At 47.5% G+C, this 14,135-nt stretch carries 21 protein-coding genes; all 21 read left to right on the top strand.

From position 1 onward, the window contains the following. The first annotated feature begins 37 nt into the window (after window positions 1-37). The 21 genes from P4S59_RS10245 (at window position 38) to P4S59_RS10145 (ending at window position 14,100) form a co-directional block, all read left to right on the top strand. Window positions 38-565, top strand: a complete 528-nt coding sequence (locus tag P4S59_RS10245) for a hypothetical protein (protein ID WP_337168362.1) — start codon at window positions 38-40, stop codon at window positions 563-565. A 140-nt stretch (window positions 566-705) separates the two neighbouring features. Further along, window positions 706-1,311: a hypothetical protein gene (locus P4S59_RS10240; RefSeq protein ID WP_276406589.1), complete on the top strand. Its 606-nt coding sequence runs from the start codon at window positions 706-708 to the stop codon at window positions 1,309-1,311. A gap of 65 nt (window positions 1,312-1,376) precedes the next feature. Next, window positions 1,377-2,444 (top strand): hypothetical protein, encoded by a 1,068-nt coding sequence (locus tag P4S59_RS10235; RefSeq protein WP_276406588.1) that lies wholly within the window; start codon window positions 1,377-1,379, stop codon window positions 2,442-2,444. A gap of 96 nt (window positions 2,445-2,540) precedes the next feature. After that, window positions 2,541-2,942, top strand: a complete 402-nt coding sequence (locus P4S59_RS10230; RefSeq protein WP_031831645.1) for a Mor transcription activator family protein — start codon at window positions 2,541-2,543, stop codon at window positions 2,940-2,942. Window positions 2,943-3,087: 145 nt separating this feature from the next. After that, window positions 3,088-3,534, top strand: coding sequence for a DUF5675 family protein (locus P4S59_RS10225; protein WP_337168361.1), 447 nt, complete (start codon window positions 3,088-3,090; stop codon window positions 3,532-3,534). A 7-nt stretch (window positions 3,535-3,541) separates the two neighbouring features. Then, window positions 3,542-3,808 (top strand): hypothetical protein, encoded by a 267-nt coding sequence (locus P4S59_RS10220; RefSeq protein WP_337168360.1) that lies wholly within the window; start codon window positions 3,542-3,544, stop codon window positions 3,806-3,808. Further along, the gene (locus P4S59_RS10215; protein WP_337168359.1) at window positions 3,790-4,296 is read left to right on the top strand and encodes a hypothetical protein; all 507 of its coding nucleotides are present in this window, start codon (window positions 3,790-3,792) and stop codon (window positions 4,294-4,296) included. The genes P4S59_RS10220 and P4S59_RS10215 overlap by 19 nt, the downstream gene beginning before the upstream one ends. Beyond that, on the top strand, window positions 4,293-4,511 hold the full coding sequence (locus P4S59_RS10210; protein WP_065297127.1) for a TraR/DksA C4-type zinc finger protein: 219 nt from the start codon (window positions 4,293-4,295) through the stop codon (window positions 4,509-4,511). The genes P4S59_RS10215 and P4S59_RS10210 overlap by 4 nt, the downstream gene beginning before the upstream one ends. Further along, window positions 4,508-4,834: a DUF2730 family protein gene (locus P4S59_RS10205; protein WP_081280737.1), complete on the top strand. Its 327-nt coding sequence runs from the start codon at window positions 4,508-4,510 to the stop codon at window positions 4,832-4,834. Before P4S59_RS10210 ends, P4S59_RS10205 begins: the two co-directional genes overlap by 4 nt. Further along, window positions 4,827-5,111, top strand: coding sequence for a VpaChn25_0724 family phage protein (locus P4S59_RS10200; protein ID WP_301611893.1), 285 nt, complete (start codon window positions 4,827-4,829; stop codon window positions 5,109-5,111). Before P4S59_RS10205 ends, P4S59_RS10200 begins: the two co-directional genes overlap by 8 nt. A gap of 15 nt (window positions 5,112-5,126) precedes the next feature. Beyond that, complete coding sequence (locus P4S59_RS10195) at window positions 5,127-5,294, top strand: hypothetical protein (RefSeq protein ID WP_337168358.1); 168 nt, start codon at window positions 5,127-5,129, stop codon at window positions 5,292-5,294. Beyond that, window positions 5,269-5,850, top strand: coding sequence for a DUF3486 family protein (locus P4S59_RS10190; protein WP_115206369.1), 582 nt, complete (start codon window positions 5,269-5,271; stop codon window positions 5,848-5,850). Before P4S59_RS10195 ends, P4S59_RS10190 begins: the two co-directional genes overlap by 26 nt. Then, the gene (locus P4S59_RS10185) at window positions 5,850-7,400 is read left to right on the top strand and encodes a terminase large subunit domain-containing protein (RefSeq protein WP_337168357.1); all 1,551 of its coding nucleotides are present in this window, start codon (window positions 5,850-5,852) and stop codon (window positions 7,398-7,400) included. The genes P4S59_RS10190 and P4S59_RS10185 overlap by 1 nt, the downstream gene beginning before the upstream one ends. A gap of 20 nt (window positions 7,401-7,420) precedes the next feature. After that, window positions 7,421-9,001, top strand: a complete 1,581-nt coding sequence (locus P4S59_RS10180; RefSeq protein ID WP_337168356.1) for a DUF935 domain-containing protein — start codon at window positions 7,421-7,423, stop codon at window positions 8,999-9,001. 23 nt (window positions 9,002-9,024) lie between these two features. After that, on the top strand, window positions 9,025-9,186 hold the full coding sequence (locus P4S59_RS10175) for a hypothetical protein (protein WP_222133055.1): 162 nt from the start codon (window positions 9,025-9,027) through the stop codon (window positions 9,184-9,186). Continuing rightward, on the top strand, window positions 9,186-10,589 hold the full coding sequence (locus P4S59_RS10170) for a phage minor head protein (RefSeq protein WP_337168355.1): 1,404 nt from the start codon (window positions 9,186-9,188) through the stop codon (window positions 10,587-10,589). Before P4S59_RS10175 ends, P4S59_RS10170 begins: the two co-directional genes overlap by 1 nt. A 9-nt stretch (window positions 10,590-10,598) precedes the next feature. Further along, window positions 10,599-10,796, top strand: a complete 198-nt coding sequence (locus tag P4S59_RS10165) for a hypothetical protein (protein ID WP_337168354.1) — start codon at window positions 10,599-10,601, stop codon at window positions 10,794-10,796. Then, a complete protein-coding gene (locus tag P4S59_RS10160; protein WP_337168353.1) occupies window positions 10,796-11,254 on the top strand; it encodes a phage virion morphogenesis protein in 459 nt (152 codons plus the stop codon). The genes P4S59_RS10165 and P4S59_RS10160 overlap by 1 nt, the downstream gene beginning before the upstream one ends. Window positions 11,255-11,486: 232 nt before the next feature. Further along, window positions 11,487-12,494 (top strand): hypothetical protein, encoded by a 1,008-nt coding sequence (locus tag P4S59_RS10155; protein ID WP_237308125.1) that lies wholly within the window; start codon window positions 11,487-11,489, stop codon window positions 12,492-12,494. A gap of 55 nt (window positions 12,495-12,549) precedes the next feature. Next, on the top strand, window positions 12,550-13,707 hold the full coding sequence (locus P4S59_RS10150; protein ID WP_337168352.1) for a phage protease: 1,158 nt from the start codon (window positions 12,550-12,552) through the stop codon (window positions 13,705-13,707). After that, a complete protein-coding gene (locus P4S59_RS10145; protein WP_337168351.1) occupies window positions 13,708-14,100 on the top strand; it encodes a hypothetical protein in 393 nt (130 codons plus the stop codon). Window positions 14,101-14,135 lie beyond the last annotated feature (35 nt).

Genomic DNA, 14,135 nt, shown 5'->3' with positions numbered 1-14,135 from the left:
CTAAAAGAATAAAATCATTAGGTACAGGGGAAGTTGAATGAAGTTATCGAGATGTCCTGTCTGTCATGCCAACCTGCACTTAGAAGCGCTGGTTCAGGATGATGCAGGTCGAGAGCTTTTGGGAGAGGTGGCAAAGTTGCCAGATTTTGTCGCCAAACCTATGTTGAGTTACTTGGGGCTGTTTCGTCCGGCCAAGCAGGATTTATCCAATGCGCGCGCGGTGAAGCTGTTGCGAGAAGTCTTGGAGAAGTATCGAGCAGACCACGTCCTGGCGTCGGCCTTAGCGGAAACGGTAAGCAAGATTCATGAAAAACGTTTTAGCTATAGCGATTCAAAACCCTTGGCAAACCACAACTACCTAAAGCAGGTCTATCAGTCTGCAGCCACGCGTTTAGGTGGCTCTCCAGATGGCAAGCAATCAGGGCCGCAAGTGAATCAGACAAAAGATGATGGTTCAGCTTGGTACTTTGAACAGGCAGAACGCATGCTTAAGGCAGGACAAGACCCGTTAGGTAAGGAAAGCTCTATTGCTAGTCGATTAAAGGAACTTAGGTGGCAACCTTAAAAATGCATCTACCTTTTACCCAAACCACTCTTCGGAGTGGTTTTTTTGTGGTTGAATTCTTGTTTTCTTGGAACGCGTTCTATTGTCACGCTCAAATCAGTTACTATGCATTCGGTTACTATTCAAATGGATGTGTTTTAATGAAAAAGTCAATATTACTTTTGCCTGTATTCTTATCTGCATGTGCAACCTCACCAAGCGTCCATTGGGTCGCAGATAGTTCAATTGATGAGTTTACCGATGAATCTCGCTGTAAAGTGACGGTCGGTTCTGTCTATACGAGTAATAGTGTTTACACTGAGGTTGGTAAGCTGTATCCATTTGTTGAGCAAGTGGATGGAGAACTGCGAGTTGGTGTTATGAGCGGCGGTAAATACCAAGTTCCGGTTGGCACGGTACAACTGCGAATTGATAGCAACAAAGCTTGGACAATCACTAATTCAGAGACGCCAGTAGACAAGAGTCTCGACTTCACCTCGATGAGCAGCTACTACGAAAACCTGCCTGAAGACCAACAACAAATTGTTAAGTCTGCTATCGAGACCTCAAAACAGGCAACTAACCAAATGTTCCAGCCCTATACCGCGACGACTGGCGACAAAGCCAGATCAATTCTCAATGAAATGCTGCAAGGTAAGACAATCATTTACCGCACTGAAGGTGTGACAAACTCAGGTACAACAGGAAAGTATGAGTTGGACGAATCCTTGGCTGCTGCGTTGAAGAGTTGTGGGATTAGAGTTTAGTAAATTAGTGATTAGCTCTTGAGTACTTGGTATGTCTACTGGAAGAGCTACATGGAGATTGAAACATGCAAATTGATGAATTATATACTTTGTCGAAGTGGTATTTGGAAAACGTGAGTAGTTTGAACTTGAATACTACTCTGTCCAACGTAGTTACCGTTACTAAAAATATACAAGCGCAAAAAAATTCTAAGTCGTATAAACCACACATACAAACAAGGCTTTCCGAATTGAAAGGTTTGCTAGAGCAAATCGATTATAGTGGCCTGACATCAAATCAAAGGCGTTGCCTAAACCATCTCAACTTGAGTTCAATAGTGACAGAGAATGCATTTAGTCATTTTGAGCTTTTGTTTTCGATGGCCGAAGACGATCCCAATTATGTTCTTACAACCCTAGACAGTTATATAAAAATATTACAAAAAGCTAATGCTGCGTTTAGTCAAATTAATAGTCAACTACCTGTAGTTATTGATAGCAAGACGTTATTGCCTTTAGAAGTACCAGAAGGAAAGGTATTAACTCGTATTACGTTCCATAATGAAGCAACTATCAATAACCTAGTGGAGTTTAATCATTGGGCTAAGAGTTGGAACATGATTGCAAGGGGGTTCTCTATGTCCATAGGAGAATCCCCGGAAACTTTTGAAGTAGTGAATGCTGATAGAGGGTCTTTTATCATAGACCTAGTTGCTGGTGCAGCAGCGATGAAAATAGTTTTTGAAGCGTTAAAATCATTCACTGACTTAGCTATTTCTGTAACGGACCTGACCATCAAATTAAAGCAAGTCAAGGGGCTGAAAAACTCAGTATCAAATGATATTTACAACCAATTTGTTGAAGAAGCTAAGAATAATATTGAGGCAGAAGAGCAGCGGATCGTTGAAAGGGTTATCGAAACTTTGCTGGCAAAAAAACTAATTAAAAACCCAGAAGCTAAGAACGAACTAGCTCGTGCGATTAAAGAAATGTACAAGTTCAATGCTCAAGGGGGAACCATGCAGTGTCTTGCCAGTAATGATGAGACTTTTAATGAAGAGTCAATTAAGCAACTCAACGAGTCGTATCATCAACTTCAGGATAAATCCGAGCTAAAACTAATTGAGGACAAGAAGGCCGACAAAGATGGTTAACTAAAATAACCTTTGATGATCTTTTCACACGTAACTTCCTCTTGAGGATCATTTTCACTGTTTCATACTTCCCATATGAAGTGGGAGGGTGTGAAGATGGCTCAACGAGAAATGTTCAGTGACGAAGAAATCGATAGCAAGGTGCTAGACCATATTGGTGACTTACCAGAAGGCAGTGCAGCTTGGCCTGCAATGCTTTTGGAACTGCATGGTGTTGTGGCCAACGAGCTCAAGCAAGCTGGCATTGAAACCCCTGACTTACCGTTAAAAGTGGTGATGAGCATTGGTGAATACATGGGCGGCATGCAGGTGTACTTGCCACGTGGTGACAAACTCAAGCAGCAAATCCGCGATATGGAGATTTTCAACGAGTTCAATGGCCGTAACGTTCCGCAGTTAGCCAAACGTCACCACCTGACCAGCAAAACCATCTACGAAATCATTGCCAGGATGAGACAAGTAGAAATCCAGCGCCGTCAATTCAGCCTATTTGAATAACCAACGCCTCCAACTCTGGGGGCGTTTTTTTACCTGATCTTTTTTCAACTCTCCATTGTTGCGGGTGAATTCCTGCTCCGCACCAACCCCAATCAAAATGTTCATAACAATCAACGGAATCTATGCAATTCGTGAGGATATGAGCATGCCTGAAAGCCCACAAACTTTAGTTCTTCATCGTCGAGGCTTTGAACACGGCACCTTTGGTGTGCTGTGTGATGAGTTTGGCAATGAAATCTGTAAAACCATTGAGCGCCCGTGGAAGGACAACGCGCCCATGATCTCTTGCGTTCCTGATGGTCACTATGACCTGGTGCCTCACCAGAGTCCTAAGTTCGGCAAATGCTACGCCCTAGATGGCGAAGAGCAAGGCGTCACTATCTGGGGACCATCTCAACGCACTCACATCCTTATCCATGTGGCGAACCGAGTTGACCAACTGCAGGGCTGTATCGGTGTGGGGTTTGATTTCGGAGTCCTTAAAGACAAACAAGGCCGCAATCAGTGGGCAGTACTCGATTCTCGCTCAGCCTTCAATCATCTCATGCACAAGCTGGGTGGCAAGCCAGCCAAGCTGATCATTAAGTCGTAGGTGCAACATGGGGCGCAATTGGGATTGGTCATATCAACGTGGGCGAGAAAAACGGCTAGAGGCTGAAGAGCAAGCTCAACACAACAACGCTGCTGTGCCATCACGTCCACCGTTACACAGTCACGATGCCACCTTGCAATCCTATTTTAATCGCGGTTGGAAGAGCATTACGTCAGCCGACATTCACATCCATTTGGGCCTGGTGAAAGCACCACGTTCGTCAAGCCCGTTAGATAAACTCAGGGAGATACGCTCATGTCACTTTCAACAATAGCTGCACTGGCTTTACAGGTCGGCCCTGCCGCCATTCGTGGCATTTCTGCGTTGCTTGGGGGCAACAACGCGGCTGACAAAGTTGCGGATGCTGTAGAAGTTGCTCACCGTGAATTTACCAACGTGGAGTCAAAACAAGCGGCCGTTCGTCACGTTCTAGATGCGCTCCCTCCAGAGCAACAAAAAGAACTTGGCACGTTGCGTATCCAGTTTGAAAAAGAACTCACCGAACGCCAGCGCATCGCAGCAGAAGACCGTCAGGCTGAACATAAAACCACACAAAACACCATTCAAAGTGGTGACAACGCCCAGCATTGGGTTGTTCGTGTCACCCGTCCACTCATAGCGCTCATTAGTACCTGCGCGGGCAGTTATTACGTCATCACGAATGACTCTCCCGATCTCACAGTTGCCAGCATTCTGTTTGCACTGGGTGCGACTTACATGGGCTTACGCCACCGTGAGAAAGATAAAGGGCTGACTCAATGAGCGATTGGATCGACAAGTCGGTCGAGAAGCAACACAGCGAGTTGGAGCGGTGTATCAATAACGCGAGAACGCAGCGTGGTCGGGGCATTCAAAAGAAAATTGCGGATGTAGTGATTTGCGCTGAATGCCTGGAGCCAATTCCGAAAGCGCGATTAGCGATTAAGCCGGACGCGACGCACTGCGTGGAATGCCTGGCTGAAATGGAGGCACCGTGAAGCCTGAATCGTTGGAGCTAATCCGAACCTTTACCCCTTGGGTGATGAGCGGCATCACGCTTGGCTGGATCATCGTGGTGTTTGTGCTCAAAAAGACCTACGCCAAAACCGAAGACCTGATTGCAGTCAGGCAGGAAATGACAGCCATGCACGCGAAAGTGGATGCCTTACCTGGTCATGAAGAAGTAACCCAGCTGCGCATCGAACTCTCTGATGCAAAGGCAGAAATCCGAGAACTCAGGGCTGAGCTTAAACCCGTTAACCATCTGGCTCAGTTGCTACTCGAAAACGAACTAAAGGAAAGAAACAATGGCAATGGCTGAACTTCTGCAGCAAGACCGACGGCTGGTGATGCTGCGCATTCTCAATGAATCGGTGGGCTACACCGCCAATGACAGTGTGCTCGACCACAGCTTGGATGCGTATGGTCATCTGGTCAGTCGCGATACCGTTCGCGCCGAAATCTACTGGCTCGAAGAGCAAGGCTTAATCTCTACCAAAGACATCAATGGCACCTTAGTCGCCACAATCAAACAGCGTGGAATTGATATTGCCACAGGGCAAGCGGTTCATCCTGGTGTGAAACGTCCAAGTCCATAAACAGTAGGTGTGTCTATGTCAGAACCAATGAAGATTTACTTGCTGTGGGTGGCGTCTTATACCGCGTTCCAATACGTGAAGTTTCGTTATTACATTCGCTGTCGCCCGATTATTCGCCCGGCGTTGTCATCGTTTACTCGTCGTTTAAGAGGGCTTTATGAGCGATTCAAAGAAACACACTAAGCACCGCGTCAGTAAAATTGACCAACTGCCTGATGAACTTAAAAGCCAGTTAAACATGCTGTTGCGTGATGGCCGAATGAGTCAGGAGCGTATCCGTACGCTGATTAATGATGAAATCGATCAGAAAGGATTATCCGAAGACCCTGAATACATCAAGCGCAATGCGATGAGCCGCTATGCCCAGTCCTTTCGCAAAGGGATGGAGCGTTACGCCCAGGCACAAGAGCTGACCAAGCAGTGGGTAGGCCAGTTTGGTGAGATGCCCCAAACCGATATTTCCCGCGCTCTGATTGAGATTGGCAAGTCACACATCTTTGAATTTCAGATGGACAAGCTTGAGGAAAATAAACCTATCGATCCTAAAACGATGGGGCAGCTGGCTCTCGCGATTAAACGTCTGCAAGAAGCACAAACGGGCAGCGTGAAGTTAGAGCAGGAGATCCGCAAGCAAGCCTTTACTGAAGCTGCCGACAAAGCTGAGGCGGTTGCGAAGAAAGCAGGCATGACAAGCGATACTGTCAAGATGCTCAAAGCCGAATTGCTGGGGATTGAATAATGACCATTGCCAACCTGCCAGAACTCAACGAAGCAACCAAAGGGATTCTGATTGAGTTTGATCCAGATGAGTTGCTGCTCGGTTACCAAAAGCGTTGGATTCAAGATGACTCAGTGCTCAAGATTGCGGAGAAGTCTCGCCGTACAGGTTTAACTTTTGCGGAAGCGGCAGACTCGGCATTAACGGCAGGCACAAGCAAGACCGATGGCGGCTCTAACGTATTTTACGTTGGCTCGAACAAAGAGATGGCGCGAGAGTTCATTGATGCTGTCGCCATGTGGGCCAAGATGTTCGATAAAGCCGCAGGCGAAGTGCAGGAAGATGTTCTGAGTGATGAAGACAAAGACATCCTTACCTTTGTCATCTACTTCGAATCAGGCTTTAAAGTTCAGGCGCTATCAAGTAACCCATCCAACCTGCGTGGTATGCAGGGCACGGTTATTATCGATGAGGCAGCGTTTCATGATCGCTTAGCCGAAGTGTTAAAAGCCGCACTGGCTCTGACCATGTGGGGTGCAAAAGTCCGCTTAATCTCCACCCACAACGGCGTAAACAACCTATTTAACCAACTTATTCAAGACAGCCGGGCAGGGAAAAAACGCTATAGCGTGCACACCATCACGCTCGATGACGCCTGTGCGGAAGGTTTGTATCAGCGAATTTGTCAGATCCAAAAGGTTGAGTGGACCCAAGAAAAAGAAGACGAGTGGAAAGCGAACCTACTCAAAGATACTGCCACCGAAGATGATGCGCTCGAAGAGTACTACTGTGTACCGAAAGCCTCCAGTGGGCAGTATGTGCCTATCGTTCTTATCGATGCTGCGATGAAGAGCGGTGCGCCATGCCTTGAGATTGAAGCGCCCAAGAACTTCATGGAGTGGCCGGAGAGTGCGCGAAATCTGTTTGTGCAGCACTGGAATGAAACCGTATTACAGCCAGAGCTGGACAAGCTCAATCCCCAGCATCGTTTCTCGTTTGGGGAAGACTTTGCACGCCGTGGTGACTTGTCAGACTTTGTTCCATTAGGTGAGCGTCGTGACCTGACCAAGTACGTTCCTTTCTATATCGAACTTCGCAACATGACCTATGACGCCCAGCGTCAGGTGATGTTTTATCTGTTGGACCGTCTGCCTCGTAAGCGTGGTATGGCGTTCGATGCGACAGGTAACGGTGGCTACTTAGCAGAAGCAGCAGCACTCCGCTACGGGACAGAGATGGTTGATCAGGTCTCACTCAATGACCCTTGGTATCGAGAATGGATGCCGAAACTGAAAGCCGAATTCGAGAGCCAGAACATAGAGCTGCCTCGTAATGAAGATGTCAAAGGCGACCTTTGCCATATCCAGGTAGTAAACGGTGTGCCGAAAATCGACAAAGGCAAGACCAAAGGCCAGGACGGCAAACAGCGCCACGGTGACTTTGCGGTTGCGCTTGCCATGGCCGTTCGCGCCAGCTGGATGGAAGGCAGTGCCATCGAATTTACTCCGATCCCCAATTCTAACGACGATGACTATGACGACTACCATGCCTTTGAGCGTGGTGCCTGGTAGCAAACAGGCAAGGATTACTTATGGCTAAACGACAATCAAATATCGTGGACTTATGGGGCCGTCCTATTGAGATGGATGTGCTTGATGAGCCACAAACCAAAACAGATGCCAAGCTGGCAACGCTGCATCGTGAATTTGCAGACCATCCGTCTTCTGGTTTAACACCGGCTAAACTGGCTCGACTGATGCGCGATGCGGAGCAAGGTGATTTAAAAGCGCAGTGTGAATTAGCGGAAGATATGGAAGAGAAAGACGCCCATATCCAAAGCGAATTAGGTAAGCGTCGTATGGCGCTGCAGGGTATGGACTGGAATATCAAACCACCACGTAACGCCACAGCCCAAGAAAAAGCCGATGCCGAATTGATTCAGGAAATATTGGAAGATGCGACCTGGCTTGAAGATGCCATTTTTGATCTGAGTGACGCGACATTAAAGAGCTTTTCCAACATTGAGCTGGATTGGGAATATGAAGGTGGAGTGCACTATATCCAAAACGTGCATCATCGCGATCCTTCCTGGTTCAAAACTCACCCTGACGACCGTAACCAACTGCGCTTACGAGACGGAAGCCATGAGGGTGCTGAGTTGCAGCCGTTTGGCTGGATACGCCATACCGCTAAAGCGAAATCTGGTTACCTTACGCGTCGTGGCTTAGTGCGTGTGCTGGCATGGCCGTTCTTGTTTAAGAACTACAGTGTGCGCGATTTGGCCGAGTTCCTTGAGATTTATGGCTTACCAATCCGTCTGGGTAAATATCCAGAGGGCGCAACTGAGCCAGAGAAAGCCACGCTGATGCGCGCTGTCATGAGCATTGGCCATAACGCTGGTGGCATCATTCCTAAAGGCATGGATATTGATTTCCAAAACGCGGCAGATGGGCAATCTGATCCGTTTATGGCGATGATAAGTTGGTGTGAGAAATCGCAATCCAAAGCGATTCTAGGCGGTACGTTGACCTCTCAGGCCGATGGCAAGAGCAGTACCAATGCGCTGGGTAATGTGCACAACGAAGTAAGAGAAGAGATCCGCGACTTTGATTTGACCAGACTCGCGGCCACGCTGACTCGTGATGTGGTGTATCCACTTTATGCGTTAAACGGTAAGAGTTATCAGCACCAACGCCGCATGCCTCGCTTCGAGTTTGACCTAACCGAGCCGGAAGATTTGAAGCATCTATCCGATTCGTTACCTGGCTTGGTTGGTCTTGGTATGCGAGTTCCACTGCAGTGGGCACACGATAAAACCCAAATCCCAATGGCGAAAGATGGCGAAGCAGTACTAAGTGTATCAGCATCAACACCACCAGAGCCAAATGCTCCAGGCAAGGCCACCAATCAAGCCGCGCTAAAAGCTCAGTCAGATAAAGATGTCGTCGATGACCAGCTCGCCAATCTACACAGCCAGTCCGCAACCTTGTTGGAAGGCATGATTGAGCCGGTACGTGAGTTAGTAGAAAACGCCACATCGCTCAAGCAGCTGCGCGACGACATCCTTGGTTTACAGGGGCAAATCAGTATCGATGAGTTGGGTGAAATGATGGCACAGGCCATGGCTGCAGCAGAGCTGGCAGGTATCAATGATGTGGAGGATGGGAAGTAGTGTCTATTGTAAGGGATAACCTCATGACTCAACGTAACTATTCTCCGTATTGTGGTAACCACAAGTGTAGTGTGATGCCAAGAACATTGTTTAAGCAAGGGCAGTTCGAGTGTCCTTGTTGTGGCTGGCGCTCAAGCTTTGAAAAGGAATTCATAGAGCAATACAGAGAAAAGTGGAGTGAATAATGGTCGGGATAGCTAACTACGACTCGCTCCCATTCGAAGAGCAGATTGCCTACTTTCGCAATAAGGTCAATGTGCCCACTGAGCGTTGGGCGGATATGTGGAAGCAAGCCCACGACCGCAGCTTTATCGTCGCAGGCGCGATGAAAGACGATTTGCTGGCAGATTTTCGCTCAGCGGTCGATAAAGCCATTAGTGAAGGCAAGAGTTTAAACTGGTTTAAAAGCGAGTTTAAACACATTGTTGCCAAGTATGGTTGGGAGCATAACGGCCATGCGAATTGGCGTAGCCAGGTCATTTATGAAACCAACCTTCGCCAAAGCTACACCGCTGGCCGTGAGCAACAAATCGAACAAATTAAACATCGCCGTCCGTATGGCATCTATAAACATTCCGGCTCTGAGCACCCGCGACACGATCACCTTTCCTGGAACAACATGGTGCTGCCATTGGATGACCCGTGGTGGAAGACGCACACTCCAATTAACGGCTTCGGTTGTAAGTGCAAAAAGCTTACCGCCAGCAAGCGAACCTTGGAGCGCCTTGGCCTTGAGGTAAGCCAGGCACCAAAGATTGAACATTATGATTGGGTGGATAAAGTCACTGGTGAAGTGCATCGAGTACCGAAAGGTGTTGATCCAGGCTTTGACTACACACCCAAGTCCAGCGCAGAGTTAACCGAGAAGGCTAAAACGCTCGTTCAGGCCAAGCCACCTCTTGAAGAGCGCTTACCAACGCGATCAGTCGAAAGTACTTTTTCTACCATTAAAGGTGTTAATGCTTCGGAAATCAGCCGCGTTCTGGAGCAAACAGCAAGCCCACAGCTCACGGCCTTTACTGAGTTTCTAAGCAAGCATGAAGTCAAAACCCTGGTACTCAAACAGAGCGAACTATCTGGAAAGGCGAAAGGCCGGTCACTTGTCGAACCGATTGAAGAGTATCTGCAGTCAGGGCAAAGAGCGCCAATTCTGAACTTCTTTCATCGCAATGCAACTCGCACCAATGGCTTTACCAGTAAGCACTGGAACCATGTGGTGGTAAAAGCGAAGAGCACAGATACGCTAAAGCGAGTCACGGCAGAGCAACTAAGAGAAGCCATGGAACGCGCCATGGTTCTGAGTGCAACAAGCCAGCAATACAGTTTGTCTACTATAGTGAAAGCGATGTATGGCGATTCGGCAAGGGTGGTGAATACCTGGGCGCATGAGATGGGCCACCAAATCCACTTTAAAGCCGGTTCACCTGCAGCACCTGTCGCTTATGGCATTACTCAGTATTCCGAGCAGAATGAGTTTGAATGGTTTGCGGAGCACTTTGTAGTATGGCTGTTTGCGCCAGAGGCACTAAATGACAGCTATCCAGAAATCTTTAGCTTCATTACAGACACGGTTAACAAGGCGATTTAAAGTTATATTATGAATATCTACGAACAAGCACTCGAACTCACCAGACCGCCAGTGACTCTTGAAAACCTTCAGCAGTACGATGCGCTGCTATCCAAAGCAAAAGGCGAAGAGGCGAATCGTATTGGTGATTTATACACGGTATTGATTAGCCAGGCTGATCCAGAAGTTTATGAGCAGTACGTTTTGCTTTCGATGGGTGAAATCTAATGGCTGGTGTGAATTACACCCTTAAGTTTGAAGAGAGCCAAAAGCTACAGCGTCGCTTTAATCAGCTTTTAAAGCAGGGCAGCAGCCTGCTACCTGCCTTTCAAGACATTGGTGAAATGCTACTGCTCAGCCACGACCAACGCTTTCGTGATCAGGTTAGCCCAGATGGTGAGCCGTGGGCACCGTTATCTCCAGACTACCAAGCCAGAAAGCCCAAGCGCCAAAACGATATCTTAACCCTGAACAGTATCTTAAGTGGTAACCTCAGCTACATTGCCACCGGCTCTAACCTGTTCTTTGGTACACCGACCGAATACGGCGCTATTCACCACTTTGGTGGCAGTGAAGATATGCGACCTGCCAATGCTGCGATTCCTGCCCGTCCCTGGTTAGGTGTGGACGATGATGATAAAGCCGAAATCTACGACATCCTGTCTGACTTTTTACTCCAAGACTAAAACGCGCTGTAAGCGATTCTAAGCGCGTTAACGGCATAATTGGTGCAATGCCTCATATGAGTAGTCTAAAATTGAAATTAAACGAATTTAAACATGGTTTAAACAGGGCGTGGTTGTTTGTGAGTGCCGCGATTTAGTAGAAGTGTGAATCATATTGCTTTTTTTATTTAGATTATCCGTCCATCATAAAGTTAGAATTAAATCTTAAACTAAGAAAAGCAATAGGTTGGCAATGGAATACGTCATTAAGAATGAAGACGATGCTTTCGAGTACCTTCAGAAAATTATTGATCACGGCATCGATTTAGAGAAAGATACCATCCGCTTCGATGGTTGGCCCTATTTAAGTTTGTATATTAAGGGCAGCAAATTTGATTCGTCTCTAACTCCCTCGTTAATGAAAGGCTTTTTAGAGCTTCAAAAAGGCATCAATCGCTCATACTGTTTGGTCAAATATGGAACACCAAATACTAACGTTTTAACTAAGACAGAACGTGAAGAGCTAGAGATTAAAGTCAAGGTCGAAGGTGGCAGCACGACAACGGGTGTCGATTTACAATCTTTATTGACGAACATTGGAACGAAGGTGATCGATAAAATGGATCCAACAACATTAGCTATAACGCTGGTAAGCCTTGGGTTGATTTGGGCTGGTAAGACTTCTTATGCGGCGTATTTAGAAAACCGACGTCAGACTCGTGAGAATGAAGTTAAGTCTGAAGAAACGCGAGAGATGTTAAAATCCCAGCAGTTTATGTCAGAGCAAGAAACGGAACGTACTCGTTTGCTAACTCAAGTGATGCTGAGCAATAACGCTGTAAGTAATGTGTCCAAAGTAGCTGACGACACTAAAGCCGCATTAATCAAAGAGCTTGGTACTACCGCGTCTTCAACAATACAAGGTATTTCTGTTGACGGAGAAATGGCAGCAGAGCTAGCAAAAAATGCTCGACGCAAATCCATTGATGTTGCATTTAACGCTCGTTTTAGAATCTTGACAGTGGACTCTACCGACCCTGAAACATTTAAGGTTCGTCTCAGAAACATTGAAACAAAAGAGGAGTTCAACGCTAAGGTACAAGATTACTCGTTGGATTCTAAATACATCAAAGCACTGCAGTATGGCGAGTGGAGCAAGACTCCTATTAATTTAGTTGTATCAGCTAAGAGCAAAGACAATGAGATTTCACATGCAACGGTATTGGAAGCTAGAGTTCCTGAGCCGGACGAGCAAGACTAATACAACAACCCCCGTGAATCTCAACTAACCCCGCATGCCCTTCACTATGGAGGGCATGAAAACACATACCTTTACACCTCACCCAATCGCACAAGCGGTACTCTCTGCCAACAAGGGCAATGAGCCGTTAGCGATACTGACTGCCGATTTATCAACGCATGATGATGGTTGGTATCAACTGCTGCCAGCTGGCAAGTTCAAAGCGCCGGATGGTCGACCTTCTGATACTGCAGACGGTCACTGGCATTTAGATGCTGATGGTGCACAAGCTTTTATCGCAGCGACTAAAGCGCTTCGCGATAAGGTCCTGGTCGATTATGACCACCAAACCCTTTATGTCGAACAGACAGGAAAAAGAGCCCCTGCTGCAGCCTGGCTAACCGCCTCTACCGATATTGAGTGGCGTGAAGGTCAAGGTATCTACATCCGTCCGGAATGGACATCCAAAGCCCAGTCAATGATTGACGAGAAAGAGTATGCGTTTCTCTCGGCAGTTTTCCCTTACGACAAATCGGGCAAACCTCTCTATTTACGTATGGCAGCCATCACCAACGATCCTGGTATTACCAAGATGGAATCGGTCGCAGCGCTGGCAGCGGATTTCAATGTGCGTCTCTCTAAGAACGGAGTAGACGTAAATCTCTATGGCGAAACGGAGGATGCATTCGTGAACGAAGCACTCAAAAAGCTGTTAGCCCGACTGGGTATCACGGTCGACGGCGAACTCACTGATGAAATGGCAACGGCGGCGTTATCGGCCATCGATGCGCTGCAGACAAAAGCCGATAAGGTCGATGGTCTGGAAACGAAAGTGGCAACGCTCTCTGCGCAAGATGGCAAAGTCGATTTGTCCAAGTACGTCCCGATTGATGCCTATAACGGTGTGGTTGGCGAGCTGGCTGTTCTAAAAGCTGGCACAGACCAAACCAGCATCAGCTCATTGATTGATACCGCCAAGCAAGAAGGCAAAGTCGTTGAAGCTGAAACCGAATATTTAATCCAGTTTGGTGAGCAGCAAGGTGTCGCGTCCCTCAAAGCGATGATTGAGGCACGTCCAGCTATCGCGGCATTAAAAGCCACTCAAACCCAAGGCAAAAAGCCACCTCAAGATCAGGTCAATAAAGATGACCTAACTGAAACCGAATTGGCGGTGCTCAAAGCCACTGGCTTAACCAAAGAGCAGTACCTCGCCACCAAGCAAGAGGAAGCATAAATGAGCTCAGTTTTCGCACGTCGTTCAGGTTTAAAAGGTGCCTACCCACTAGCGGCAGCTGCCGTGGTGATGGCCTGCACTCCAGTGTTTCTCACAGCAGGCTTAGCTGTACCGTTTGCTAGCGCAGATGGTACGTCCAAGTTTGCTGGTATCGCCACGTTTAACGCCGACAACAGCGCTGGCGCTGATGGTGAATTGAAAGTCGAAGTCGAGAAGCAACAAATCGCATTGCTTAACTCGGGCGACATCGATGACAGCCACGTTGGCACCACCGTGTACTTCAGTACGGAAAACAGCGTGTCCATTGATGCCGCTACCGCGTCACGCGCAACAGCGGGTGTGGTGAGTGAAGTCGATGGCGATTTGGTGTGGGTGCAACCTGCAGTGGTATAGCGCTTAACGCGTGATCCTTTAGTGAATTAGTTCTC

It is taken from the genome of Vibrio sp. M60_M70, assembly GCF_037162085.1.
Taxonomy (GTDB): Bacteria; Pseudomonadota; Gammaproteobacteria; order Enterobacterales; family Vibrionaceae; genus Vibrio; species Vibrio diabolicus.
Note: the sequence above shows the minus strand (reverse complement) of the source record. Positions and strands in the feature narration are given on the sequence as shown.